The organism is Aquirufa sp. A-Brett2-15D (assembly GCF_054558735.1).
Window position 1 is genome coordinate 380,374 of sequence record NZ_JBSKFT010000002.1, and the last position, 26,859, is coordinate 407,232.

General features: G+C 41.9%; 23 protein-coding genes. 11 read left to right on the top strand and 12 right to left on the bottom strand.

The window, feature by feature from the left end:
- Genes ACST14_RS06910 through ACST14_RS06925 form a run of 4 tightly spaced genes read left to right on the top strand, consistent with a single transcriptional unit; the run spans nt 1 to nt 4,569 of the window.
- Complete coding sequence (locus ACST14_RS06910; RefSeq protein ID WP_459461948.1) at nt 1–2,253, top strand: RelA/SpoT family protein; 2,253 nt, start codon at nt 1–3, stop codon at nt 2,251–2,253.
- Nucleotides 2,254–2,300: 47 nt separating this feature from the next.
- Nucleotides 2,301–2,786, top strand: a complete 486-nt coding sequence (locus tag ACST14_RS06915) for a Fur family transcriptional regulator (protein WP_459461950.1) — start codon at nt 2,301–2,303, stop codon at nt 2,784–2,786.
- An 8-nt stretch (nt 2,787–2,794) separates the two neighbouring features.
- Nucleotides 2,795–4,075, top strand: coding sequence for an adenylosuccinate synthase (locus ACST14_RS06920; protein WP_459461952.1), 1,281 nt, complete (start codon nt 2,795–2,797; stop codon nt 4,073–4,075).
- Between the two features lie 5 nt (nt 4,076–4,080).
- Nucleotides 4,081–4,569, top strand: a complete 489-nt coding sequence (locus tag ACST14_RS06925; RefSeq protein WP_459461954.1) for a hypothetical protein — start codon at nt 4,081–4,083, stop codon at nt 4,567–4,569.
- Nucleotides 4,570–4,725: 156 nt separating this feature from the next.
- Here the strand turns inward: ACST14_RS06925 and tsaD are convergent, their stop codons facing one another.
- Complete coding sequence (gene tsaD, locus ACST14_RS06930; protein WP_459461956.1) at nt 4,726–5,724, bottom strand: tRNA (adenosine(37)-N6)-threonylcarbamoyltransferase complex transferase subunit TsaD; 999 nt, start codon at nt 5,722–5,724, stop codon at nt 4,726–4,728.
- Between the two features lie 33 nt (nt 5,725–5,757).
- Here tsaD and ACST14_RS06935 point away from each other — a divergent pair, with 33 nt between their 5' ends.
- On the top strand, nt 5,758–10,239 hold the full coding sequence (locus ACST14_RS06935; protein ID WP_459461958.1) for a translocation/assembly module TamB domain-containing protein: 4,482 nt from the start codon (nt 5,758–5,760) through the stop codon (nt 10,237–10,239).
- Nucleotides 10,240–10,287: 48 nt separating this feature from the next.
- On the opposite strand, the gene ACST14_RS06940 is transcribed toward ACST14_RS06935, so the two are convergent.
- Entirely contained in the window at nt 10,288–11,232 is a 945-nt protein-coding gene (locus ACST14_RS06940) for a hypothetical protein (protein ID WP_459461960.1), read from the bottom strand.
- Nucleotides 11,233–11,360: 128 nt separating this feature from the next.
- On the opposite strand from ACST14_RS06940, the gene nadB reads away from it, so the two are divergent.
- Nucleotides 11,361–12,941 carry an L-aspartate oxidase gene (gene nadB, locus ACST14_RS06945; protein ID WP_459461962.1) on the top strand — a complete coding sequence of 527 codons (1,581 nt, stop codon included), beginning with the start codon at nt 11,361–11,363 and terminating at the stop codon, nt 12,939–12,941.
- On the opposite strand, the gene udk is transcribed toward nadB, so the two are convergent.
- On the bottom strand, nt 12,924–13,547 hold the full coding sequence (gene udk, locus ACST14_RS06950) for a uridine kinase (protein WP_459461964.1): 624 nt from the start codon (nt 13,545–13,547) through the stop codon (nt 12,924–12,926). The two genes, nadB and udk, sit on opposite strands and share 18 nt — an antisense overlap.
- Nucleotides 13,548–13,606: 59 nt before the next feature.
- The gene (locus ACST14_RS06955) at nt 13,607–14,110 is read right to left on the bottom strand and encodes a hypothetical protein (protein WP_459461966.1); all 504 of its coding nucleotides are present in this window, start codon (nt 14,108–14,110) and stop codon (nt 13,607–13,609) included.
- A gap of 46 nt (nt 14,111–14,156) precedes the next feature.
- Here ACST14_RS06955 and ACST14_RS06960 point away from each other — a divergent pair, with 46 nt between their 5' ends.
- The 3 genes from ACST14_RS06960 to ACST14_RS06970 are packed head-to-tail and all read left to right on the top strand — an operon-like array spanning nt 14,157 to nt 15,249.
- On the top strand, nt 14,157–14,657 hold the full coding sequence (locus ACST14_RS06960; RefSeq protein ID WP_459461968.1) for a gamma carbonic anhydrase family protein: 501 nt from the start codon (nt 14,157–14,159) through the stop codon (nt 14,655–14,657).
- The gene (locus ACST14_RS06965) at nt 14,657–15,106 is read left to right on the top strand and encodes a SixA phosphatase family protein (RefSeq protein WP_459461970.1); all 450 of its coding nucleotides are present in this window, start codon (nt 14,657–14,659) and stop codon (nt 15,104–15,106) included. The genes ACST14_RS06960 and ACST14_RS06965 overlap by 1 nt, the downstream gene beginning before the upstream one ends.
- Complete coding sequence (locus ACST14_RS06970) at nt 15,103–15,249, top strand: hypothetical protein (protein ID WP_459461972.1); 147 nt, start codon at nt 15,103–15,105, stop codon at nt 15,247–15,249. Before ACST14_RS06965 ends, ACST14_RS06970 begins: the two co-directional genes overlap by 4 nt.
- Nucleotides 15,250–15,462: 213 nt before the next feature.
- On the opposite strand, the gene ACST14_RS06975 is transcribed toward ACST14_RS06970, so the two are convergent.
- Genes ACST14_RS06975 through ACST14_RS07000 form a run of 6 tightly spaced genes read right to left on the bottom strand, consistent with a single transcriptional unit; the run spans nt 15,463 to nt 21,763 of the window.
- Nucleotides 15,463–15,990, bottom strand: coding sequence for a YfiT family bacillithiol transferase (locus ACST14_RS06975; RefSeq protein ID WP_459461974.1), 528 nt, complete (start codon nt 15,988–15,990; stop codon nt 15,463–15,465).
- Nucleotides 15,983–17,683 (bottom strand): D-alanine--D-alanine ligase family protein, encoded by a 1,701-nt coding sequence (locus ACST14_RS06980; RefSeq protein WP_459461976.1) that lies wholly within the window; start codon nt 17,681–17,683, stop codon nt 15,983–15,985. Before ACST14_RS06980 ends, ACST14_RS06975 begins: the two co-directional genes overlap by 8 nt.
- Before the next feature lie 7 nt (nt 17,684–17,690).
- Nucleotides 17,691–17,933, bottom strand: coding sequence for a NifU family protein (locus tag ACST14_RS06985; protein WP_459461978.1), 243 nt, complete (start codon nt 17,931–17,933; stop codon nt 17,691–17,693).
- Between the two features lies 1 nt (nt 17,934).
- The gene (locus ACST14_RS06990; protein WP_459461980.1) at nt 17,935–19,017 is read right to left on the bottom strand and encodes an Mrp/NBP35 family ATP-binding protein; all 1,083 of its coding nucleotides are present in this window, start codon (nt 19,015–19,017) and stop codon (nt 17,935–17,937) included.
- A gap of 23 nt (nt 19,018–19,040) precedes the next feature.
- Nucleotides 19,041–20,003 carry a GSCFA domain-containing protein gene (locus ACST14_RS06995; RefSeq protein ID WP_459461982.1) on the bottom strand — a complete coding sequence of 321 codons (963 nt, stop codon included), beginning with the start codon at nt 20,001–20,003 and terminating at the stop codon, nt 19,041–19,043.
- Nucleotides 20,003–21,763, bottom strand: a complete 1,761-nt coding sequence (locus ACST14_RS07000) for a DUF885 domain-containing protein (RefSeq protein WP_459461984.1) — start codon at nt 21,761–21,763, stop codon at nt 20,003–20,005. Before ACST14_RS07000 ends, ACST14_RS06995 begins: the two co-directional genes overlap by 1 nt.
- 87 nt (nt 21,764–21,850) lie before the next feature.
- Between ACST14_RS07000 and ACST14_RS07005 the strand changes: the two genes are divergently transcribed.
- Nucleotides 21,851–24,493: an MGH1-like glycoside hydrolase domain-containing protein gene (locus tag ACST14_RS07005; RefSeq protein ID WP_459461986.1), complete on the top strand. Its 2,643-nt coding sequence runs from the start codon at nt 21,851–21,853 to the stop codon at nt 24,491–24,493.
- Entirely contained in the window at nt 24,480–24,953 is a 474-nt protein-coding gene (locus ACST14_RS07010) for a RidA family protein (RefSeq protein WP_395618635.1), read from the top strand. The genes ACST14_RS07005 and ACST14_RS07010 overlap by 14 nt, the downstream gene beginning before the upstream one ends.
- Here ACST14_RS07010 and nadA read toward each other — a convergent pair.
- Both nadA and nadC read right to left on the bottom strand, forming a co-directional pair.
- Nucleotides 24,950–25,936: a quinolinate synthase NadA gene (gene nadA / locus ACST14_RS07015; RefSeq protein ID WP_459461989.1), complete on the bottom strand. Its 987-nt coding sequence runs from the start codon at nt 25,934–25,936 to the stop codon at nt 24,950–24,952. The two genes, ACST14_RS07010 and nadA, sit on opposite strands and share 4 nt — an antisense overlap.
- A complete protein-coding gene (gene nadC / locus ACST14_RS07020; protein ID WP_459461991.1) occupies nt 25,933–26,787 on the bottom strand; it encodes a carboxylating nicotinate-nucleotide diphosphorylase in 855 nt (284 codons plus the stop codon). Before nadC ends, nadA begins: the two co-directional genes overlap by 4 nt.
- Nucleotides 26,788–26,859: the final 72 nt, after the last annotated feature.

Sequence of the window (26,859 nt, forward strand, 5' to 3'; positions counted from 1 at the left end):
ATGCAGATAGATTTAGAAAAGGAACGTTTAGAGATTTTGAAGAGATACCGCAAATTATTGCGGACGGCGAAGCCATTTCTAAAGGATGATGACGCGAAGCAAATTAAAAAAGCCTTTCTAATCTCAGCGGAGGCGCATAAGGATATGCGACGCAAATCGGGCGAACCTTATATCTATCACCCCTTATCTGTCGCGCAAATTTGTGTGGAGGAAATAGGCTTAGGGACCACTTCGATTATCGCTGCTTTATTGCACGATGTGGTGGAGGATACGGATACGACTTTGGCAGAAATTGAAAAACAATTCAATCCTAAAATTGCCGCTATCATCGATGGCCTAACAAAAATCGCCGGAACTTTTGAATATGGAACGTCTCAGCAGGCGGAGAATTTCCGGAAAATGTTGCTAACCTTATCGGATGACATTCGGGTGATTTTGATCAAACTCGCGGATCGTTTACACAATATGCGGACGCTGACGAGTATGGCGAAAGAGAAGCAAATGAAGATAGCTTCGGAGACCATTTACCTTTATGCACCTTTAGCCCACCGCTTGGGTTTAAACGCCTTTAAATCTGAATTAGAAGATTTAGGATTGAAGCATACGGAGCCTGAAGCATATAAAGAAATCGCGCACAAATTGACGGAAAATAAGCGAAGCCGCGAAAGCTTCGTTGAAAATTTCATCAAACCGATTAAGAAGACATTAGATGAGCGAAATTTGAATTATACGATCAAAGGTCGTCCTAAATCCATCTTTTCCATTTACAATAAGATTAAGAAAGGGAATACCTCTTTTGATAAAATTTACGATCTCTTTGCCGTGCGCGTCGTGTTAGATGTGCCCTTAGAAAGGGAGAAATCAGATTGCTGGGAGGTATATTCGGTCGTAACAGATCATTACCGCCCTAATCCGAGCCGTTTGAAAGACTGGGTTTCTACGCCTAAATCGAATGGCTACGAGTCCTTGCACACCACGGTCATGAGCCAGCCTTTTTCCCATGATAAAGAAGGTCGTTGGGTAGAGGTCCAAATTCGTTCGAAGCGCATGGATGAGATTGCGGAGAAAGGGGTGGCAGCACACTTTAAATATAAAGGAACCGATACCAGGACGAGTGATGCATTTGAATCTTGGTTATCCCAGGTTCGAGAGGCTATTGAGGCGAATGACAAGAGTCAATCTGCCGTGGAATTAGTGGAGGATATTAAGAACTCGCTTTACCATGAGGAGGTTTTTGTATTCAGTCCAAAAGGTAAGTTAATCGTCTTGCAATCTGGCGCAACGGCTTTGGATTTTGCTTTTGAGATTCACTCGGAGGTAGGCGCGCGTTGTATAGGAGCTAAGGTAGGCGGAAAGCTGGTGCCGCTCTCGCATAGATTGCAGAACGGGGATCAAATAGAAATTTTGACTTCCTCGAAGCAAAAACCGTCGGAGGATTGGTTGCGCATCGTCTTTACGACAAAGGCAAAAGCCCAAATCAAGAGCTTCATCAAAGAGGAGAATAAATCCCACCTCATTAAAGGACGCGATTTGATCGAGCATCGCTTAAAGCATTTAGGCTATCCGCTGTTAACCTTAGAGATTACGAATCAGTTGCGGGCTTATTTTAATGCCAAAGATGCGAATGATTTATTCTACCGTTTTGGCAAAGCCTATATAAATATAGATCAACTGAAGCACTGGAAGTTAGATCGAGAATTACACGAGCGCAAGCAGGCGGAGAAAGCCATTCAAGCACCTATTGTGGACAGCAAATCCTTCAAAAAGGAGATGCTTGAGTACCATAATGAACGTAAAGGTTCAGATACTTTATTAATCGGGGAGGATATGGACAAGGTGGATTATACCTTGGCTAAATGTTGTAATCCGATTTCGGGGGATGAAGTTTTTGGCTTTGTGACCATTAATGAGGGGATCAAAATTCACCGCGCAGCTTGTCCTAACTCGCCCGAATTACTTTCTCGTCACGGAGATCGGGTAATTAAAGCGAAATGGGCATCCCAAATTGCTATGTCTTTCGATGTAGATTTAGTCATTCGAGGAATCGATCGCGTGGGTCTGGTTAATGATGTGACTCGATTGATTTCAGAGAAGTTACAAGTGAACATCACCGGTTTAAATATTGGGGTGAAAGATGGATTATTTGAAGGCCAAATTTCACTCATGGTGCAAGACACCGATCACCTCGATACCTTAAGTGCTGAAATGGAACAAGTTCCTGGCGTGATTGAGGTGGAGCGAAAAGTTTCTTAGTTTTTGTCCGTATTTTTTGCTTATTTTACGTCGTTTTTTTCCTATAAATGTCCCAAGAATTAGATAAATTAGATTCAGTAAAAAAGATCTTTACAGCCTACCTGGAAAACAAGGGTTTGCGTAAGACTCCCGAGCGCTTTGCGATTTTGGAGGAGATCTATTTACGGGACGATCACTTCGATGTGGAGGAGTTGTATATCTCCATGAAAAACAAGAAATACCAAGTCTCTAGAGCCACAGTTTATAATACGCTTGATGTGTTAGTGGAATGTGATTTAGTCGTAAAACACCAATTTGGTCGTAACCAGGCACAATTTGAGAAGTCTTATGGACGCCGTCAACACGATCATTTAATATGTACCGATTGCCACAAAGTCACCGAATTTTGTGATCCTCGGGTTCAAACCATTCAGAGTTTAGTAGGTGAAATGTTGCAATTCAATGTAATGCACCATTCCCTTATTTTTTACGGTTCTTGTACAAACAAGAAGTGTGAGCACAGAGATAATTACCAAACAAGAAATCAAGAATAAACAATATTATGGCAGTTGATGTATTATTAGGCTTACAATGGGGTGATGAAGGTAAAGGAAAGATCGTAGACGTTTTAGCACCCAAATATCAAGTAGTAGCACGTTTTCAAGGCGGTCCTAACGCAGGCCACACCCTAGAATTCGACGGATTTAAGCACGTTTTGCATCAAATTCCATCTGGAATTTTCCGCCAAGAAGTTCAAAACATCATCGGAAACGGAGTTGTTTTAGATCCGATTATCTTCAAAAAAGAGATCGATGGTCTAGCGCACTTTAATTTAGATCTGCGCAAGAATTTAGAGATTTCGAAGAAGGCTTCCATCATTTTACCCACGCACCGTTTATTAGATGCGGCTTACGAAAAAGCGAAAGGTGATGCAAAAATTGGTTCCACTTTAAAGGGAATCGGACCTACGTATACAGATAAAATTTCTCGTCAAGGCTTGCGCGTGGGAGATATGATTTCCCCTGATTTTGCACATAAATACCAGGCTTTAGTGGATCGTCACAAAGCGATTTTAGACGTTTATAAATTCGAATATGATTTAGCGGCAGCCGAAAAGGAATTCTTCGAAGCCGTTGCTTTCATGAAGGAATTCCGCTTAGTGGATTCGGAATATTCCGTGAATCATGCCATCGATGCGGGAAAAACAATCCTAGCAGAGGGTGCACAAGGTTCTTTATTGGACGTAGACTTTGGTTCTTATCCATTTGTTACCTCTTCTAACACCATCACCGCAGGTGCTTGTACTGGATTAGGCGTAGCGCCTAAAAATATCGGAGAAGTATTCGGTATTTTCAAAGCCTATGCCACTCGTGTAGGTTCTGGTCCGTTTCCTACGGAATTAGAAGACGAAGTAGGTGAGCGTATGCGCGTCGAAGGGCGTGAATTTGGCTCTACAACGGGTCGTCCTCGCCGTTGTGGTTGGATCGATTTGCCAGCCTTGAAATATGCGATGATGATTAATGGCGTGACGCAGTTAATTATGATGAAGGCAGACGTCTTGAATATCTTCGATGAGATTCAAGTTTGTACAGCATACGAAATGCCAGATGGTTCTATTACGGACCAAATTCCTTTTGAAATCACCGATATCAAAGTAATACCAGTGTACGAAACCTTAAAAGGTTGGGCTTGTAGCTTAGAAGGAATGCGTGATTTTAACGAATTGCCTGTCGAACTAGCTGACTATATTAAATTCTTAGAAAAACATTTGAACCTTCCGATTAACTTCATCTCGACTGGTCCAGACCGCGAGGCTTGTGTGTTAAGAGGTTCATTAGCCTAATACAAATGGAAGGGGTTTCATTAGCTGATTTGTATAAATTCGACGAGATCTACTGGGTCCCGCAGGATAAGACAGAGGCGCAGCTAGCGGAATCCCCTACTGTTGAAGTCGCAGCTGACACAATCGCTGAGGTGAAACCTAAAGTCTCGACTCCATGGGTCGTAGTAGGCCAAATCGCCGAAGCTGAATTATCCCGCTTAAAACTCATCTTTTCAGCTCCACCATTGGTTTTAAGGCCTTCAGATTGGTCTATTTATACTCCATCTGATGATGAGCCTAGTTTTAGTAATTTCTTAAAGGAGACGAGCGCAAAACGCTATATTTTCATAGGCCAGCAGCCTGCGCAATGGCAAGGTGAGCTACCTACCACAGAAATCGATAAAATCGAATCTAAATTTGTCTATTTTTTCCCGCGGTATATTTCATCGTTAACGGATGCGGAGAAGAAATTGAAGATGGAATTTTGGAATGCGCTGAAAGAACTTAAAGCATAGAGCACAAAGCATAAAGCACAAAGTAGGAATCGCCTGCGGCGATTATTTTGTGAAATGTTTAAAGCATTGAGCATAAAGAATACAGAAACATTTCTGAATGCATCACCGAAGGTGATTCCATCTTTATTCTTTGTGCTCTATTCTTTGTGCTTTAAATTATAAAGAGTACCTCGCTAACGGACTCACATCTTGCCCACAAAACTCTCCAGCTTCTGCTTTAAAGTGACCGGCCATGGCAATCATGCCGGCATTATCGGTGCAATAACTGAAAGCGGGGATGAAGACCTCCCAACCCATTTCGACTCCCATTTCTTGAAGTTTAGTGCGTAAACCCGAGTTAGCAGATACGCCGCCGGCTATGGCGATTTGGGTACAATTCATCTCTTTCATCGCTTTTTTCGTCTTGCGTAAGAGCATGTCGATGAGGGATTTTTGGACGGACGCGCAGATGTCTGCTTTGTTTTCTTCGATGAAATTCGGGTTGTTTTTGACCTCTTTTTGAAGGAAATAGAGTATGGCCGTTTTGATGCCGGAGAAACTAAAGTTTAGGCCGGGCATTTCGCCTAGCGAGAAGGGGAAGCGGTTGGGGTTCCCTTCTTTGGCCAGCTTATCGATCAATGGACCGCCAGGATAAGGTAGTCCGAGAAGCTTCGCCGTTTTATCAAATGCCTCGCCCACAGCATCGTCCTGTGTCTCGCCGATGACCTCCATATCGAGCGCGGATTTCACCCAAACCAATTGTGTATGCCCGCCGCTAACCGTGAGGCAAAGGAAGGGAAACAAGGGCTTAGGGTCCTCAATAAAATGAGCCAAAACGTGGGCCTGCATGTGATTCACTTCGATTAAGGGAATGTCTAAGCTTAAGGCCAAAGACTTAGCAAAAGAAGTGCCGATTAATAAAGCCCCTAAAAGCCCAGGGCCCCTTGTGAAGGCAATGGCATTCAATTCATTTTTGTTTATATTTGCTTTTTGCAGGGCCTCTGTCACGACAGGGATGATCGATTTTTGATGAGCTCTGCTGGCTAATTCGGGAACGACGCCACCCCATTCGGTATGAATGAGTTGTGTCGAGATGATATTTGACTTCAAAACGCCGTCCACCATAACAGCAGCCGAAGTTTCATCGCAAGAAGATTCAATAGCCAGTAGCTTCATAAAAAATAGAATTCTGCGCAAAAATACGTCAATATGGTTAAATATCTCAAAATCTTCGTCAAAACAATCCTTTACGGGTTGCTGGGGATTTTTTTGCTGATTTTTGCCACGATTCTTCTCTTAAGAGCCCCAGTCAATCAAACCTTATTAGCGAATTATTTAGCGCCTAAAGTTGAAAAAGCGATTGGATATCCGGTGATAATTAAGGGTATTCAGGTCAAATTTTTTGATGAATTGAGTGTGTATGGATTAGAGGTTAAAGACCCTTGGGGGGCTAAAATGATCCAAATAGAGCAGCTAGATGTCAATTTTAGTATTGCTCATTTATTTTTACAACCCGGCAAACCTAGTCTTGATTATGCTCGAATAACCCGTCCGAATGTGCATTTGATTTTTGAAAAGAAGTCAGGTAAAATGAACATTGAGGAGTTTATTAAACGGCTAGATAATTGGATTTCAGGTGGAGTTAAAACCGTGAAAAAAGGGCCATCTTCCATTTTTACCATACCCGAAGCAGAGGTGATAGATGGGTCATTTTCCTTGGATGATCAGACACGAAAAAATGAAGCAACCAGTCGGCACTTCGATATTTCACACTTTACGCTAGCAAAAGTATATGCTAAAGTCAAGAATTTTTATTTGAAAAACGACACCTTAGGTCTTCAAGCGATAGGCCTACGAACGCGGGATCCACTGACTGGATTTGACGTTAAAAGTTTGAATACGGTATTTATGATTTCGGATCATCAAATGCGGTTTGATCAGTTGGATTTGAGATTTAATGATTCTCGAGTGACGCGCAAATTCGTTGTGAATTACCGAGATATGAGTTCGATGACGCGTTGGATTACCGATGTGGATATGCAAGCGGATTTTAATGGTGCCTTAGTTAAAGGGGAGGATTTAGGGCGCTTCGTGGAGGCGATGTATGACTATGAAGGAATGTACCGTTTGAAAGGATTATTGAGGGGTACGGTGGCTAAATTAAATCTACAGAAATTCGAATTAGGTTTTGGTGATAAGAGTGTTTTACGGGGTGATTTTGGCTTTAAAGGCTTACCTAACGTAGACAAAACGGAGATGGATTTTACCATGCGTTCGTCTTTGTTTTACCCACAAGATTTAGGAACCTATATTACGAAGCCGGCTGCTGAAAATATGGTCATTTTAGGCCCTGTTGCCTTTGATGGACTTTTTAAAGGAACAAATAAAATTTTCAGAACAGCAGGTAAATTAAAGACTGGTTTAGGCTATGTAGAGGCGGATGTTAAGATGAATTTACAGGATTCGATGGCTTTTTCTCGCTATGATGGAAAGATCAAATTGCAGAAATTTAAGCTGGGTAAATTCCTAGGTTTAGAGTCTGTCTTAGGAACACTGGATGCGGAGGGGAGTTTGAAAGGGAGTGGATTCGCTAAGAAATCAGCTAATATTGATTTTGATGGCAATGTATCTGAGATTTATTTTAATCAATACCTCTATCATAAAATTGCTTTAAAGGGGAACTTTCAAAAGCAATTATTTAAGGGTGATGTGATCTCTAAAGACACGAATTTAGTCGCTACTATGTCGGGATTAATTGACCTTAGAGGGGCTAAGCCAGTCTATCAAATGCAAGGTGAAATCAAGCACGCTAACCTGCATACTATTCGCTTATTAGATCCTCAAATTAGTCTGTCCACTGATTTTGAATTAGATATAAAAGGGGATCGTTTTGATGATTTGGAAGGTCGATCTGTATTCTATAATACGACTTTACGTACTCCGAAACAACCCGATTTGCATGTTGAATTAGTGACGCTCACTTCTTCAACTGGGGCTGGTCAAAAACGGAATTATAAATTGACCTCAGACCTTGTTTCAGCCGAAATTAGTGGCGAGTTTACACCGAGCATATTGCAATCTCAGTTAAGACAGTTAGCCGATGAATATGCCTTATATTTCCAAAAGGGAGCGGACGAACGTTGGGGTTATTATGCTACACGTTCGCACGAGGTGCAGACAAAATACAAGGCGGATTTTACGGTGATTTGCCATCGAATTGATCCGATTTTGGCCCGTTTTTTCCCGTCCGTTCAAATCGGAGAGAATACGGTTTTCTCTGGAAATATTGCTAAAGGAAGGACGCTTTCACTAAGCTTAGAGGCTTATCCAGATACGCTCGTATTCGGAGGATATCACTTTTATCAATCCGTATTTTCGTTCCAAAGCTCTAAATTTTTAGGGGCTCCCGAGGTTTCTTCAAGCCTTGTTTTTTCTTCCAGAAAGCAACAATTAAACTTTTTAGCCCCTACGGAGAATCTAAAATTGGACGCGTTATGGGATCAAGATCGCATTAATTTTGGTCTCGATTTTAAACAACAGGGAGAAGAAAATGCAGCTCATTTAGTAGGGGCTTGGGCCTTCGAGGAGGATGGTTTATCGCTGAAATTTAGGGATACGTATTTCCGAATTTTGGGGCAAGATTGGGCGATGGATGCGGCTAATAAAATCACCATTCAAGGACAAGAATGGAAGGCGGATCGGGTTGTCGTGTCTAACCAAAATCAATCTATTTCACTGCAAGGAAGTCTCTCTACTGATACTACTGAAACGATTAAGTTAAAGGCGAATCATTTTCAATTATCAACCCTAAAACCTTTATTTGCCACGAAAGCACAAGGGGAATTAAATGGTGAAATTAGTATTCAAGATTGGTATAATCATACCCGTTTGGATTCCTGGGTACTAGTGGATTCTCTGCAATTGAATAAGTTTTACATAGGTAATTTTCAGGGAGTGGGAACCTATTTGACGGATGATAAGGCGATGGATTTGAACCTGAATTTAAATCGATTAGGGGAAACTGTTTTATCGCTGACAGGCAGCTATCTTCCTTTCGAGGAAGAGCAAAAATTGAATGTGAATGCGGAGTTGAATCAGACAGACTTGCAGATTTTGGAACCATTTACAGAAGGTATTTTTTCTGGGTTAAAAGGTTCGGCCTCCGGAAATTTGCATATCGGAGGTTTACCTACGAAGCCAGAAATTACGGGTGAAATTGTTTTCGCAAAGGCCGGTGCGGTCTTTGATTATTTGAAAACATCCATGTCTGTATCGGATACAGTTAATTTTACACCTCGGAAGATTTATGCCAAAAATTGGAGTGTCTTAGATGCGGAGGGCAATAAAGCGGTAGTCAATACGTCCTTGCTTTTTCCAGAGGAAAAACCTTTTGAACTTGATATTCAGGCTAATTTAGATCGTTATAAAATACTAAACACGAGCCGCGAACCTAACTCCATTTACTATGGATTAGGATATGCATCAGGTCCGATGCGTGTTTCTGGAACGATTGATAATCTAGTAGTTTCTGCGAATTTGAAATCTGAAAAAGGCACCCGTTTGTTCATTCCACTGGACCGGGAAGAGGATGCGACGGAAGCGGAGGATTATAGTTTTGTGAGTGATTTAGCCTCTTCCGCTTTGGATCTAGAGCAGTCCACTGTTTCGACGAAATTACAAGAAGATGGCATTACACTAGATTTGCGTTTGGCTTTAACGCCCGAAGCTTATGGAGAAGTTCAATTTGATGCAAAGAAAGGCGATGTGATGCGGATGTATGGTTCGGGGGATATTAAGATGAATTTGGATAAAAAAGGAGCCTTCAAAATGGTAGGGGATTATGCGATCGATCAGGGGGATTATACCTTTACGCTTCAAAATTTGATCAATAAAAAGTTTGCCATTCAGCGGGGTTCGAAAATTTCTTGGACAGGGGATCCTTTAGAAGCGAACGTTAATATCAAAGCAATATATACGCAATACGCTTCTTTATTCCCTATCTTATTAGATACGGCGAATAAAAGTAATTTGCCAGAGTTTAAGCGCCGTTATCCAGTCGATGTGACGATTAGTTTGCAGGATCGCTTATTATCACCTAGCGTAAACTTTGATATTGGTATTCGGGATTATCCTAAAGACATGACCTTGAACGGTGCCGTTACGGCCTTCACAAACCGGATTAAAACGGATGATCAGGAGTTGACACGTCAGGTAAGTAATATCTTATTATTTGGCCAATTAGTTTCGCCTTTTGGTGGAAGTGGTTTAGCGCTGGGAAATTTAGTGGGTAATTTTACCGAAATGCTTTCGAATCAGTTAAGTAATTTGGCCTCTAAAATTAATAAAGATCTCGACATTTCTGTGTCGCTGGGCGGTGGCGAATTGAACCAAGATATCCTATCTAACCTACAACTAAGAGCCTCTTATAATTTTAATGATCGACTTCGAATTACTCGAAGCGGAGGATTTACGGATGCCCGAAATCAAACAAGTCCTCAAATTTTATTTGGTGATTGGGCCTTGGAATGGTTCGTTAGACCAGATGGAAGTTTGCGCTTGAAGACCTATAATCGAAATGTTCAAACGACGATCTTAGGATCTTTTAACTCCTACCAAATTAACCAAACAGTGGGTGCCAGCTTGTTGTATAACAAAGGATTTAATCAGTTTTTTTGGCAGAAAAAGAAATAAAAAAGGCCACCCTTTCGGACGGCCCATTTTATAAAACGAAGGAGGAAATTACTTTACCTCAAATGCGCCAGTTCCTACTAGGAAACCTTCTGCATATAATTCTACTGAATATTTACCGGCCTTGTAAGCTACACCACCACGAGGGTAAGTAACGGCTACTGTTTGGCTATCATTAGTATATTCAAATGTTTGCTTAGCTGTGTAAGTCACTTCTTTACCGTTAATAGAGATACGGCCAGAACCGATTGCCTCATCAGATAAAGTAGCGCCTTCACCATCGATAACACGAACGTAAATGGTCTTGTTTTCTAATTTCGTGATCGGGTTAGTAGCTAGGCTAAATACCACTTTCAATTTCTCGATTTTCTTACCATTCAAACGAGATCTTTCTGTTTCTTTTCCTTTTGAGTTTACAGATAGAACTTTAACGTTCTGCGCTTTCAAAGCAGCAGCGATGCTTACCTTGCGAGCTAATTCCTTATTGCGTTGGCTTACAGAAGAAAGGGTATCATTTAACGTTTGGTTTTGATTTTTTAAACCTGAGTTTTCTGTATTTAACGTTGTGTTTTGCGTAGTTAATACTTGGTTATTATCTGTAAGAATACCATTTTGCTTCTTTAACTCTACGATTTCACCATCTTTAGTAGTTAATACAGCATTGTATTCCTTGATTTTTGCTTCGTATGAAGCAATAGTTGCGTGATTAGCGCTCTTTAAAGATGCTTTGTCTTGCTGTAATTGAACTTTTAACGCCTCTAAGTCAGCTACTTGTCCACCTAAAGATTTGATTTCAGCGATTTTAGCGTCTAATTGAGTTGAGATCGAGTCTAATTGTGAGCGAGTATTGGATAACTCTACTGCTTTTTCTTCGATTTGAGATGCTTGGTCTTTCGTCGTTTGGTACGAACGGAAGTACAAAACTCCTAATACTGCCGTTAGCACAGCTAAGACAATAAGAGCAATTTTGGAATTGTTGTTAGGCGATTGTTCCATTTGGTTATAATTTATTTAAAAGGGTTTGTATTTTAATGCCGCAAAAATACAAAATAAAGTTCACATTTTGGGGTGGATTTCGGAATAAAGGCTCTTTTTGATTAATTTGCATTTCATTTATACATCCTATGCCTACATACGACTTTATTGTCATCGGTTCTGGAATTGCGGGTTTATCCTATACGGTTAAAGTCGCTGACTATTTTCAGGAGCGCCAAATTCCGATTAAAATCGCCTTGATTACCAAGACCGTAGCCGAGGAAACGAATACGAAATATGCGCAAGGTGGCATCGCGACCGTATGGGATTCAGCGGATTCATTTGAAAAACATATCGATGATACGATGGTGGCCGGCGACTTTGTTAGCGACCGGAAAGTGGTAGAAATTGTGGTGAAAGAGGCTCCTGAGCGCTTAAAGGAATTGATTGCTTATGGCACTGAATTCGATCGTCAGGAAGATGGGTCCTTTGATTTAGTGAAAGAAGGAGGGCATTCGGACAAACGTATTTTGCACCACAAGGATTCGACAGGGAATGAAATTGAACGGGCTCTATTAGCCAAAGTCAAGTCCTTTAAATCGGTTGATTTCTTCACGCATTATTTTGCTGTCGATTTAATTACCCAGCATCATTTGGGTGAAAAAGTAACCAAAGACACACCAGGTAAAAAGTGTTTTGGGGTCTATGTTTTGAACCTCAAAACAAATAAAATTGAAACATTTTTAGGAAAAACTACTTTGTTAGCTACCGGGGGGATTGGTCAAGTGTATCAATCGACCACGAATCCTACCATTGCTACGGGGGACGGAATTGCCATGGCTTACCGTGCCAAAGGCTTCGTGGAAGGAATGGAATTCATACAATTTCACCCGACGGCCCTATATAATCCAGGCAAGAAACCTTCTTTCTTAATTTCTGAAGCAGTTCGTGGCCATGGGGGAATTTTAAAGAACCAGGATGGTAGCACGTTCATGGAAAAGTACGATGCCCGTTTGTCCTTAGCCCCTCGGGATATTGTGGCGCGCGCGATCGACTCGGAAATGAAAACGCATGGAACCGATCACGTATTTTTAGATACACGGCATATCCCGAAAGAAGAAATTCTACAACATTTTCCCATGATTTACGACCATTGTCTACAGGTTTTGGGAATCGATATGTCTGAAGAAATGATTCCAGTTGTCCCTGCACAACATTATTTATGCGGCGGAATTATCGTGAATGAATACAGTCAAACCAACATTGAAAACCTCTATGCCGCCGGCGAATGTTCGTTTACAGGTTTACACGGAGCTAATCGTTTAGCCTCTAATTCACTCTTGGAAGCGATCGTTTTCGCGCACCGTGCCTTCGAAAAGTCAGTAGCGGAATTTGGAACGCAAGTACTTCCTTCAGGCATACCTGCTTGGAATGACGACGGAACAAGGAACCCAGAAGAGATGGTTTTAGTGACAGAAATGACGCGTGAATTAGAATCCATCATGTCAAATTACGTGGGTATTGTTCGCACGGATCGTCGTCTAAAAAGAGCCTATGACCGCTTGGAATTAATCTATTTAGAGCACGAGGAATTATACCGCCAATCCAAGATTACGGTGCCTTTATGTGAATTAAGAAACATGATTAATGTGGCGTATTTGATTATCAAGCACGCCCGTGCACAACGCGAAAACAAAGGTTTGCACTATAACCTAGATCTGTTTCTTTAGGTAAGAAACAATGACTTCTAGTCCTTTTTCGAAGTGGTGATTATTCGGAATCACGATGTCGCAGGAACGTTTGTGTGGACGAATAAATTCCTCATAAGTAGGCTTCACGTGGTATTTCCAGCGGTACATCACATCTTGTAAATCGTATCCGCGTTCCTCGTTATCCCGTTTAATTCTACGCTTTAATTTGATTTTATCTTGTGCATCGATGAAGATTTTTAGGTCCAAAAGCTGGGCCACTTCAGGGAAGTGAAACACAAAAATCCCCTCAACAACTAAGATTTTGCGCGGATGAAAGTGCAGCATATTAGGTACTTTTACCGAATTATTAAAGGTATACTCTAATCGGCTGACGATTTCACCATTTCGTAATCTCTCTATATCAGTTGCGAAAGCTTTATCATCGATTGCCCCCGGAAGGTCAAAGTTTTCAATACCATTATGATCTTTTGTCTGTTCTTCAATCGATCTATAATAATTGTCTTGAGATAAAAGGCAAATATCGTCGCTTTGAAACTGCTCCATTAATCGGCTTAAAAACAGGGTTTTACCTGAGGCGCTACCTCCTGTGATTCCGATAATAAAGGGACGTTCTATAGTGGACATGTGTGTTATTCAGATACAAATTTGCGAAAAGGTTTTTATTTTAAGTTAAAAATGGACTTTCATTTTCGGAATTTGAGGTATATGGCTACTTCATCCTTCGTTTTAGACGCTAGGTGATGTAAGCCTGCTTTCGCGAATTCGTCAATTATTTCCTGCTCAAAAAACAACTCTTTTCCACAACCTTCATGTTGTAATCGCTCACTTTTCGAGATTTCCTCTTCGATAATAATGGTCCCGCCATCTTCAAGCGCGGCAATTATTTTTACTAACATTTGCGCGCGATCTTCAAACTCATGCCAGGCATTGAAAATCCAAATTTGGTTTGATTTTTTTAGGCCTTCTGGATTCAACTCCACTTCCGTCTCCCAAATTAATCCCGTTTTCTCTGTGAAATAGGCAATGCTTTCCGCTACGTCATCAGCATCCACTAGCGGATCGATCAGCGTTAGTTTTTTTGCAGGATAATGCAGGCAGAGGCTGACTTCCCACCAGCCATAACCACAGCCTATGGAGGTGATGTGATCGTCTTTTTGCCAAAGCCCAAATTCATAGAATTCTTTCATCGATTCGCAATTTAAGGTATATTTGACGAATTAAATAAAAAACAACATGGCTATTTTTATTGCTTCTACGGCCAGCGTGATGGGCCGTGTTTTCATCTCTAAAGACGTTTCCGTCTGGTATGGCGCCGTGATTCGTGCTGATGTAGAGGAAATTCATTTAGGCGAAGGCTGCAATATTCAAGATAATGCGGTTTTACATGCAGATGAGGGTGAAAAGACGATCATTGGAGCGAACGTAACGGTAGGACATGGTGCGATTGTTCATGGTGCTGAAATAGGGGAGGGAAGTTTAATAGGTATGCAAGCGACTGTTTTGAATAGGGCCAAAGTAGGTAAATTTTGCCTCATCGGCGCTCACGCTTTAGTTACCGAAGGAATGGAAATTCCGGACTATTCGCTCGTTTTAGGAACCCCTGCTAAAGTGGTAAAAACATTAAATGAAGATCAAATCAATCGATTGAAATTTGGCCCACCTCATTATGTCAAAATGGGGGCTGAGCATAAATCAGGAAAATTCCCTTTATTAACCTCTGCTGATTTCGAATAATGGAACTTATTTTAATTCGCCATGCCCATGCGGGGCCACATACCGCCGATGACAAAGGTCGGCATCTTTCCGAGCGAGGAATAGAAGAAGCCTTACTATTAGGAGAATGGATGCATTTGAAACAAATCCCTGCGGGATTTTGGCTCATTTCTAATGCCATTCGTACGCGGGAAACGGCAGAATTAGTAGGTAAACCTTTTTCTGAATTCGAAAATTCGGATTTTTGGTATATTTCAAGCGGCCCAGATTATGTAGAAAAATTAATGACGCGCACTGAGCCCATTATTTATCTGATTGCTCATAATCCCTCCATTTCCTATCTAGCTACCTATTTAACCGGCGAAATGATTCAAATGGAAACGGCCGGATGTATATCTTTGCATTTTCCGGGATTAAACTCCTGGTCAGAAATCACTAAAGGCTCAGCCAGTATCACCCACCAAATATGAACAAAAATCAAAAGATCTTTCGCTGGGTATTAATTCTATTTACGTTGTTGATGATCGCTTTGGCGGTGCAGATGGCGAGTAATACTACTGCGCCATGGAATAAAAAAGCGGCTTTAAAATCCAGAAATCGTGCTGCGCAATGATTTCTTAGATTTTTAACCCGTTTTTTATCTGGAGAGCTAGGAAATAAAGTCGTACTTCGTACTTGGTCGCTAGTTGCTAGTCGCTAGTCGCTAGTCGCTAGTCGCTAGAATAAAATGAAGAGATAAAATTACAGATATTTCACGAATGCATCGCCGCAGGCGATTCCAACTTTGAACTTTGAACTTTGAACTTTGCTCTTTGAACTTTGCTCTTTACAGCACGCTTTCAATATGCTTCAAGTGATGCGTACAATGCCACGCATATATCCCCAAAACTTTATCTAATGGATAAGTAATACCTCTTTCTGGATGGAAATAGGTTTTCTTCCAATCAGCTTCCGAAACTGTTTCCATTAAGTATACCCAACGTAAATGGATGTAGCGTAAGCCTTCGATGGACCAAGCGATGGGAGCTTGATCGCCATCTGGCATGGAAGCCCAATCGTCTTCACTGTATGGTTTGATGCTAGGATTATCCTCTGTCAGCGCCATTTTGAAACGAATGTAGCTGTTCATGTGACTGTCCATTAAGTGGTGAATCACTTTGCGAGCTGACCAGCTACCTTCCCGATACGATTTTTCTAAAAGTGCTTCGTCCACTCCTGCTAACATGGTGGTTAAATCGTCTGCTGTAGAGGCGATGATTTGAATCCATTCGGCTCTAATTGCGGGTGTGATGACCTCCGGATTTTTATATTTCCCGATGGGGTATTGCAAAGGGTTTAGTTCCGTATTAGACATTTGTATAAAATTTAGTGATGGAAATGGCTGCCTCACGGGTATGAGCGATCAAAGGATGTACTCCTGTTTTGATGGTCTCTAGCATTTCTTTGGCAGATTCTTTACTTAAATGAGCGACATGTAAGGGTAGCAATGTTTCGCCTTCTTCGATTTCTAAAGGAGTGTAAACAAGGTAATTTTCCGTACCCATGGCGGCTAATTCAGCAGCTTTGGTTTTAATGGCTTGGAAACTTGCTTCCAAAGCCTCTTCGGAGCCTCCGCTGATCTCTAAAATTTGGACTTCTTGCACGGCCTTTGCTTGTAAACAAGCAGCAATAGCTTCATCCAATGCCTTTAATTGTAGACTAAAGGAGTAATAGTTTTTGCCTGTTCTTAAACGCTCGCGGATAGATTGACGAATGAAATAAGTTAACGAGTCCGTTATATTTAACCCTATTTCGGCCATTTGCTTGAAAATTAGGGAACTCGGGGACATGCCTGGAATGGTATTGGGGTCGTGTAGGACCACGATTCCATTGTTGTCTAAGAATCCATCAATTCGGGTACAAACACCAAAGCCTAAATCATCAAAAGCCTGTTTTACTTGCGCTTGAATCACTTGTAAGTGAGCCAGGCTAGCGTGCATCGGAATGCGTTTGCGCGTTAATTTTGATTTGTATTTGGCATTAAAATCAAATACTTCGACGGATTCGTCGATAACGATTTCGGTCGGAGGAAGTGCTACCGTTTCTCCTGCAGGAGTTTGAATGACGCCGCAACTGAATTCATTTCCATTTACAAAGGATTCAAGTAGAATCGCGTCTTCGGAGTGGATGGATTGGATGCTTGCCTTCGTGACCGTATGCGTGAAATAGTCGCGCAATGCGCTTAATAATAGGCTAGGGTGGTGGTAGATTTGTTTTGAGAAAACAACCGGAAATCCGATTCCCTCGTCTAAGTTCACCATCTTTTGCAAAAGAGCTACTTGTGCATTTTCGTCTAATTTTAACCAATCCTCGCGGTAGATTTCTTCAATGAAAAGACATTTTTTGATGGCTTTGTCGAAATCTTCAATGGAATCTTCTTTCACGAAAGCAAGACCGATGGAAGAACCTTGGTGTGGAGCTTTGGCCACAAAAGGGATACCGATTTCTTTCTTAATTTGCTCAAAAAGTGTTTCTCTGCCGTATTTAGTATAGTCGTCTCTTTGCAAAACGAAGAATTTCTTCTCTAAACCCACGGATTTCTTTAACCATTCGTTTTGTTTGGCCTTATCAATACCGATTGCTGACCCCAAAACTCCAGGTCCAGAATAAGGAATGCCGTACCACTCTAATAAGCCTTGAATGCTGCCATCTTCTGCTCCAGGTCCGTGCATGGCGATGAAAACAAAGTCAAAATGCGAGGCAAAATCAGCTGGTTGAATGACTGTGCCGATTTCGGCCAGTAATTTCGAGGCATCTTCATCCGGCAAAGACTCGATGTACACCTGAAATGGTGCGGTTTGAACACGCTGAGGTGGGTAGAAAGAGCGAATTGATTCCTCGAAAATAAGCTCCTCATTGATCAAGATAAAATTACCTAAGCTATCCACGAAAACGGGGATGGGCTGAAATAAGGCCTTGTTCAGGTGAGCCATGGCAGTTTTGCCACCTAAAAAACTAATTTCCCGTTCACGCGCGGGGCCGCCAAAAAATATTCCTATCCGCATCATATGCCCTTTAGGGTTTTACTTCTTCTACTGCTGTAATTTCTGGTACATCTCTGCGTATCGCCTCTTCTACTCCTGCCTTAAAAGTCATGGCAGATATATTACATGTTTGGCAATTGCCCGTTAACGCTAATCTCAACACATTATCCGAAGTAATCTCTGTGATTTCCACATTTCCGCCATCCGCTATTAAATAGGGTCTTATGCTATCTAAGGTCGTTTGAATGCGATTGTAAAGTGGGTGATTTTCCATATTAAGAGACTTGGTTTTTCGCGTTTGAAATGGCTACTTGTTGTGCTAAATTAGCTGCAATGGAATTAAAGGCATCTGCACTGGGCCCTTCGCTAGAGGCGATCGGTTTACCCTCGTCCCCTGCTTCGCGGATGGCCTGAATTAATGGAATCTCCCCTAAGAAGGGAACTTCATATTTTTCAGCTAATTTTTTGCCCCCATCTTTACCAAACAAATAATATTTGTTCTCAGGTAATTCTGCCGGAGTAAAATAAGCCATATTTTCTACTAAACCCAAAAGCGGAACATTGATTCCTGCTTGCTTAAAGAAGGCTAAGCCTTTTGTCGCATCGGAAAGAGCCACTTTTTGAGGAGTTGTCACGATCACCGCACCAGTCAGTTTAATTAGCTGCACCAAGGTTAAATGGACATCTGAGGTTCCTGGAGGAAGGTCGATTAATAAATAATCTAATTCATCCCAGTTCGTATCTCCAAAAAATTGGCGAAGCGCTTGCGTCATCATCGGCCCTCTCCACGGCACAGGACTTTCGCTAGGAGCTAAAAAGCCCATGGAGATCATCTTGATGCCATATTGCATGATCGGTTGGATGCGGTTTTTGCCGTCTACTTCCGTCACTAAGGGTTGTAAATCTTCCGCCCCAAACATCACCGGAATCGAAGGTCCAGAAATATCGGCATCTAAAATTCCCACTTTTGCACCGGCATTTTTTAATGCCATGGCTAAGTTCGCCGTTACCGTAGATTTACCCACACCACCTTTTCCGGATGCAATGGCAATTACGTTTTTAACGCCTGGAATTAACGGGTCTTTCGAAGTCAATGAGGTGACTTCAGCCGTCATATTAATCACGATCTTCAGGTCTGGGTGCACTAAATTATGAATCGCATCCTCGCAATCTTTTCTGATCTTCTCTTTTAATGGACAAGCAGGTGTCGTTAGGACCACCGTGAAGCGAACCTCACCCACGCCTAATTCCACATCCTTAATCATATTCAACGTCACTAAATCTTTCTTCAGATCAGGTTCTTGAACGGTACTTAAGGCACCTATAATTAGTTCTTTACTTACACTTAATTCTCCCATGAATCTCTTTTCCTTTTCAAACCTTAAATATACGTGTTTTTTATTTCATGCGCGACGTATTCGGCGATTTTGCACGTATCAATTTCTCGGTATTTTTCCTCATTCAGTTCGGCTAATAAGACTTCTAACACCCGCCGATGATTTAGTAATTTAGCCGGATGTGGTCTATGTCCCAAAGTTCGGTAAATGGAATCCCATTTTTTCTGAATAACCAGCAATTCCGCATCAAAAAATACAGACCCAAATCGCTCCCAAATATACTCTTGAGCTTGCTCATTGGGGTGAATCATATCTGCTTCATAAAAGCGGTAATCGCGTAATTCATCCAGCATAATCTCGTAAGCGGGAAAATAGTGTACATTTTCAAAGCGCTTAGCAACGATATCGGCTGCAACCCGAAGCGTAGATTTGGAAACCTGATTCTCCATCATGCCGTCTTTCGTGTGTCGGACGGGGGAAACGGTTAATACCACTTGGATGGTAGATGGTAGATGGGAGAGTAGAGAGCAGAAATCTTTTACTATCTCATCCACGGTTGAAAGGCGCTTTTCGAAACGCTCTGCCGGCATCTTGTGGCAGTTAGTCACCGTCTTATTTAGATGTTTGTCAAAATAACTAAATGATGTTCCCCAGGTAAGGATTAAGAAATCCGCCACGCCGATAAATGATGAAACTTCGGATGCCACAGAACGGATATCATCCAGTAATTCTACCGGCGAAGTAGCCGTATAATTCGAAGAATAATCCGGATGTAAGAAATACCCAACTTGCTCATATACTTCCTCCGAGATTACGCCAGATAAAGCTCTTGAAATCGCAAATGGATGAAATAAAGTACCAAAAGGCTGCGTCATTACTTCGAGTGGCAATTTGCTTAAACGCGAACCCATCGATGCTGCAAAACAAGAACCCATACTCAGCACCTTGCTCTTGTGATTCAAGAGCGAAGGTGCTGGTGGAATGGGAAATGAAGTCGTTAATTGCATTACTTTATAGAGGCTGCCCAAGCATTCATTTTGGATTCTAAAACATCCAAAGGCATATTTCCATCCTTCAATAGTGCATCATGGAAATCAGATAATTTAAATTTAGGCCCCATTTCTTTCGTTAAACGCTCGCGAATTTCTCTGATTTTCAAAGCACCTATTTTATAACTCAAAGCCTGTGCAGGAATCGCCATATACCGTTCGATTTCTGCAATGGTACCTTCTTCGCTTAATGGCTCGTTATCCATCATATACTTAATGGCCTCTTCGCGAGTCATGTTTTTCGAGTGCATTCCAGCATCTACCACAAGTCTGATCGCGCGGTGAATTTCATCTCCTAGAGCGCCCATATATTGGTATGGATCCGTGTAAAGACCTAATTCTTTACCTAAACTCTCCGTGTAAAGCGCCCAGCCTTCCGCATAAGCTGAGTTTCCGCCAAAGCGACGGAACTTAGGTAAATCACTGTTTTCTTGTTGCAAGCTGATTTGATAATGGTGGCCTGGAATCGCTTCGTGCAAGAATAAACTTTCCATTCCGGAAGTGGTGTTGAATTTTTTAGCGTCTAAAATAGGTACATAGAAAATACCCGGACGAGTTCCATCTTCTGAACCTTGGAAATACTCGGCAGAAGCAGAGGCAGCTCGGAAGGCTTCGGTTTGGCGAATCTCAAACGGCGTCTTCGGAACGCGACCAAACATCGTTTTTAAAGACGGTTCCATCTTTTTGTGAATCGTATGGAAAGCAGCTAATACCTCCGCCGGTGTTTTATATGGATAGAATTTAGGATCCGTTTTCATGTGAGTGAAGAATTCAGCTAAGGATCCTTTAAAGCCCACAGCGTCCTTCGTCTTCTCCATTTCTGTACGAATACGTTTTACTTCGTTTAATCCGGTTTGGTAGATTTCCTCAGCCGGTTTATCCGTCGTAGTAAGTACACGTATTAAATATTGGTAATAGGCAGCGCCATTTTTCAACGCACTAATACCTGTGCTCGTGCGGGCCTTAGGTAAATACTCGTTCTGTAAAAAAGTCGCTAAGCGAGCATAAGCGGGCATGATTTCATTTTCTATCGCTGCCGAATAAGCCGCTGTGAAACGTTGTTTATCTGCCTCAGAAAAGTCTGCAGGGAATTGTTTCAATGGACCATAGAAAGTCGATTCTTTTACATCTTTCACCGCGAAAGAAGTCAATTGAGGGATCATTTTTAGGACCAAAGCTTTAGGCAACACATAATCTTGCTTCATTCCTCTACGGAAATAAACAATAGATGAGTCTAAGTAGGCCACACCTTTTTTCATGCGCTTGCCCCAGTCCTCATAATCCTTTACTGTTTTAAAGGGTTGTATCACCTGGCCAGAACCTAGTTGAGCGAAGGTCATATGAAATCCATAAAACTGGTTTAATGGAGTTAAATTTTCTGGGTAGGTTAAACCTTCTAGGCTGAGGCGAATATCGCGAGTTAACAGATCATAGGTAATTTGATCGTTTGGACTTAAATCTGTGCGATTTAAGGCGGATAAAGATTGTTGGTATTTTTCTAAAACCGATTTAACTAAAGCGCGGTGACTATCCGTAAAATCAATGTTTAACTGATCATTGTATCGATTGTCACCATTCGATGTAGCTGAAATAGGACTTAGTTTTAGTTGCTCTTCGTAGTAATCTCCTACGATTTTGGCTAATTCTGAAGAGGATTGCTCTGACTTTTTACAGGAGAAAAAAGACAAAACAAGGCATAGGTAGAATAGTTTTTTCATAGTGAATTTGCTGATTTTAGGGGCAATTTACGTAAATTGGTCATTGCATTTATATTATTAGTAAAATTATACATTAAACAATTTGTTATGTCAGGAGTGGGAGCGGAGCGCGCGCGATTGCAATTAAGAAACGATAATAAGGGTTGGAAAAAATGGGGTCCTTATTTGACGGAACGTCAATGGGGAACGGTGAGAGAGGATTACTCTGCCCATGGAAATGCCTGGGGTACGATTACCCACGACATGGCTCGTTCGAAAGCTTATCGCTGGGGTGAAGAGGGAATCGGAGGAATTTCGGATAATAAACAACACGTCTGCTTTGCTTTTTCTTTTTGGAACCATAGAGATCATATCCTGAAGGAGCGATTTTTTGGTCTAACTGGGGCCGAATCTAATCACGGAGAAGACGTAAAAGAGCTGTATTATTACCAGGATTCGACGCCTACGCATTCCTACCAAAAGATGCTGTATAAGTATCCTCATCAAACTTTTCCTTATCAAAAACTCATCGATGAGTCTCAAAAGCGTAATCGGAAAGAGCCGGAATATGAGCTCTTGGATACCGGAATTTTTGACAATAATGAGTATTTCGATATTTTCATCGAATATGCGAAAGCAGATGAACAAGATATTTTGATCAAAGTGACTGTAGAGAATCGCTCGAAAGTAGCAGCTCCTATCACGGTTTTACCCACCATTTGGTACCGAAATACCTGGTGCTGGGGATATGAAAAGTATAATTATAAACCACTTTTAACGGGGGTAGGAAACTCCTTCATCGAGGTGGATCACCGCGTGGTGGGTCGTTTTAAATTATATGCAGAAGAGGCAGATGAATTCCTTTTCTGTGATAATGAGACGAATCTTCAGCGTTTACATAACTCCGCTAATAATTCCCATTTTACGAAGGATGGGATAAACGAGTACATCGTTAATAAGAATAAACATGCGGTAAATCCGAACCACATTGGGACTAAAGCCGCGGTTAAATTCACAGATAAGATACCAGGCGGAGGGAAAAAGGTATATCGTTTGCGTTTAAGTAATGTGACGCAGCGGGAGCCTTTTACGGATTTTGACCAAATTTTTCAAGATCGAATTATCGATGCCGATCAATTCTATACGGAATTGCAAAAGGGAATAGAAGACGAAAATTTACTTTCCTTGCAGCGTCAGGCTTATGCCGGGATGTTATGGACGAAGCAATGGTATTACTATAATGTATTTGAGTGGATTAAGGGTGATCCGTCCATGCCTAAGCCGGATGCGAGCCGTAAAAATGGCCGAAATAACACCTGGAAGCATATGTCTGCGGCGAATATTTTGTCCATGCCAGATAAATGGGAGTACCCTTGGTTTGCGGCTTGGGACTTGGCGTTTCATACTTTGCCTTTGGCCAGATTAGATCCTGATTTTGCCAAAAGACAGCTAGCCGTTATCCTCCGCGAATATTATATGCACCCGAACGGCCAAATTCCAGCCTACGAATGGTCCTTTTCCGACGTGAACCCTCCGGTACACGCCTGGGCAACCTGGAAAGTCTATGAAATAGATAAGGAGATGAATGGCGGGAAAGGCGATGTGGTCTTTTTGGAACGTATTTTCCATAAATTATTACTCAATTTCACCTGGTGGGTGAACTTGAAAGACGAGGGAGGAAACAATATTTTTGGAGGAGGATTCTTAGGAATGGATAATATCGGGGTGTTCGATCGCTCCGCACAATTACCTACCGGAGGTCACCTCGAACAAGCGGATGGAACGGGTTGGATGGCAATGTATAGCTTAAATATGCTGCGTATTGCCTGCGAAATCGCGATTGAAAATCCGGTTTACCAAGATATGGCTTCGAAGTTCTTTGAGCATTTCTTGCATATCGCTGGGGCGATGCAATCGATCGGAGGGGATAAGTTAGATCTTTGGGATGAGGATGATCAATTCTATTATGACATGTTACATAAGGAGGATGGATCTGCAGAATTATTAAAAGTGCGTTCGATGGTGGGTTTGATCCCGCTTTTTGCGGTGGAAACCTTGACATCTGAGATGCTAGAGAAATTACCCGCCTTTAAACGCCGGGTGGAATGGGTTTTAGCGAACCGTCCAGACTTAGCGAATTTGATTTCTCGCTGGTACGAACCAGGTAAAGGGGAAACTCGATTGCTTTCGATTTTACGGGGTCACCGGATGAAGATGATCTTGAAGCGGATGTTTGATGAGACGGAATTCTTGTCGGATTATGGTATTCGTTCTTTGTCCAAATACCACAAAGAGAACCCGTATAAATTTAATTACGAGGGAGGCACTTTGCAGGTCGACTATACTCCAGCAGAGTCTACGGGCGATATGTTTGGAGGAAATTCGAATTGGCGTGGACCTATTTGGTTCCCGATGAATTACTTGATTTTGGACTCCTTATCTAAATTCTCCGATTATTATGGATCAGATTATGAGGTAGAATATCCGACGAATTCTGGCGAAATGATGAACATTAAAGACGCCGCGCGCGGTGTTTCCGAGCGTTTATTAGCCATGTTTGTTCCGGGTAAAGATGGAAAAATTCCGATGTATGGCGAATACGACAAGTTCAAAGATCCCCATTTTAAAGATTCACACCTCTTCTTCGAATATTTCGATGGAGATACAGGAAAGGGATTAGGCGCAAACCACCAAACGGGTTGGACAGGCTTAATTTCCGAAATAATCAGACAATTACATGGCAAAAACTAGTCCAGAAGAAAACTTTGCGGCCTTAGGCCTGACGCTTCCACCGGCTCCTAAACCTTTAGGAGTTTACAAACCAGGTTTGCAAGTGGATCATTTCTATTATGTTTCAGGCCACGGTACTGTGCAGACAGATGGATCTTTGATCATCGGTCGCATCGGTGTGGATTTAGATATAGAGGAAGGTAAATTAGCTGCTCGTCAAGTGGGTTTGGCTATTTTAGCAACTTTAAAAGCGCAACTAGGATCTTTGAATAGAATCAAACGTGTCATCAAAGTCTTAGGCATGGTGAATGCCACCGACGATTTCTTGCGTCATCCCTATGTCATTAATGGATGTAGCGAATTGTTCGCTCAGGTTTGGGGAGAAGAAAATGGCATAGGCGTTCGTTCTGCCGTGGGAATGGGGAGTTTACCTGATAATATTCCGGTAGAAATCGAAGCAGTTTTTGAGCTTAACGATTAAACAGAGATGTTTAACATCGCTTTCAAAGCCTTATAGGCAGGAACGCGTATTTCTTCAGCTAAATGAATTTCCGGTAGCTCATAATACAAGGCATTGTATAATTTCTCCAAGGTATTCATCTTCATATACGGACATTCGCTGCAAGCGCAGGTATTTTGTTCATTAGCAGGCGCTGGAATCAAGTGCTTGTGAGGAACGGATTGCTTCATCTTATGTAAGATTCCCGCCTCCGTAGCCACGATGAATGTCGAATTAGGCGACGTTTCTACGAATTTCAATAAGGCCGTCGTCGAGCCCACATAATCTGCTTCTTTTAAAATCACTTCCTTGCATTCTGGGTGTGCAATTAAAAGCGCCTCCGGATATTCGTGTTTTAGGATAGCTAATTTCTCTAAAGAAATATCGATGTGAACCATGCAAGCCCCTTCCCAAAGAATCAATTCCCGTCCCGTCTTGTGCGCCACATAACGACCTAAATTCGCGTCAGGTGCAAATATGATCTCGCGATCTGCTGGAATCGATTCCACGATTTGCACCGCATTCGATGAAGTACAAATAATATCTGTCATCGCCTTAATGTCAGCAGAACAGTTAATATAGGAAACTACAATCGCGTTCGGGTGTTTAGCTTTCAATGCCGCAAATTCTGCCACCGGAACGGAGTCCGCCAGCGAGCAACCCGCGTTAAAATCGGGAACCACCACTTTCTTCGACGGATTCAATATTTTAGCCGTTTCACCCATGAAATGAACGCCACAAAAGACAATCAAATCCGCCTCTGTATTTTCCGCAGCCTGGGATAAACCTAAACTGTCGCCTACATAATCAGCTAGTTCTTGAATCTCTCCATCTACATAATAGTGTGCTAAAATCACCGCATTTTTCTCCTTCTTTAAGCGTTGGATTTCAGTGATTAATTCCACACCCTTAGGCGTAGATCGGGCTATATAGCCTACAGCGGCTGCTTCTTCTGTTAAATTCATTTCGCTTTTAGGCTTAAATCTAAACTTTTTACTTGGTGGGTTAAAGCTCCCACCGATATATAATCTACTCCGGTTTCGCCGTAGGCGCGGAGTGTTTTTTCTGTAATTCCACCGGATGCTTCTGTAGGGAAGCGTCCGTTAATTTTGCGAATCGCATCGCGGAGGCGATCAGGACTAAAATTATCGAGCATAATGCGCTTTACTCCTCCGATGGCTAAAACCTCGTCTAATTCGGTCTCATTTCTCACTTCGATCATGACATCTACGGGTTTTGACAAGCTGAGATTATAGTTAAATGCTTTTTCCAAAGCTGCTTTAATTCCCCCCGCAAAGTCTACGTGATTATCCTTAATCATAATCATATCAAATAAACCATAGCGGTGATTCTCTGCACCACCGATTTGGCAAGCCCATTTTTCAGCTAAGCGAAAATTAGGTGTAGTTTTTCTCGTATCTAAAAGTTTTGCTCGCGTGCCTTCTAATAGGTGGACCAAAGAGCGCGTATACGTTGCAATTCCCGACATACGTTGCATACAATTCAGGACCAAACGCTCCGCTTTCAATATCGATTGCGAGAGACCACTCACCTCTAAAACAACTTGTCCAGGCTCGATCCGAGAACCATCGTTTATGAACACTTTTACTTGTAATGCCGAATCTACCTCTTTGAAAATAGCCAGCGATAATTCCACCCCAGCTAATACGCCGCTGTCTTTTACCTTCAACTCCGCACTGCCTTTCGCGTCTGCCAGAACAGTAGAAAGGGAGGTATGGTCACCGTCCCCCACATCTTCCCGAAGGGCTGATTGGATGAAGGCTTGAACGTAAGAAGGGTCTTTGTAGTTAAACATAAGCGTATTTTACCTTCCAAAATTACGAAAATTACCCGGAGAATTGATTTCTAAGAAAAATATCCTATTTTT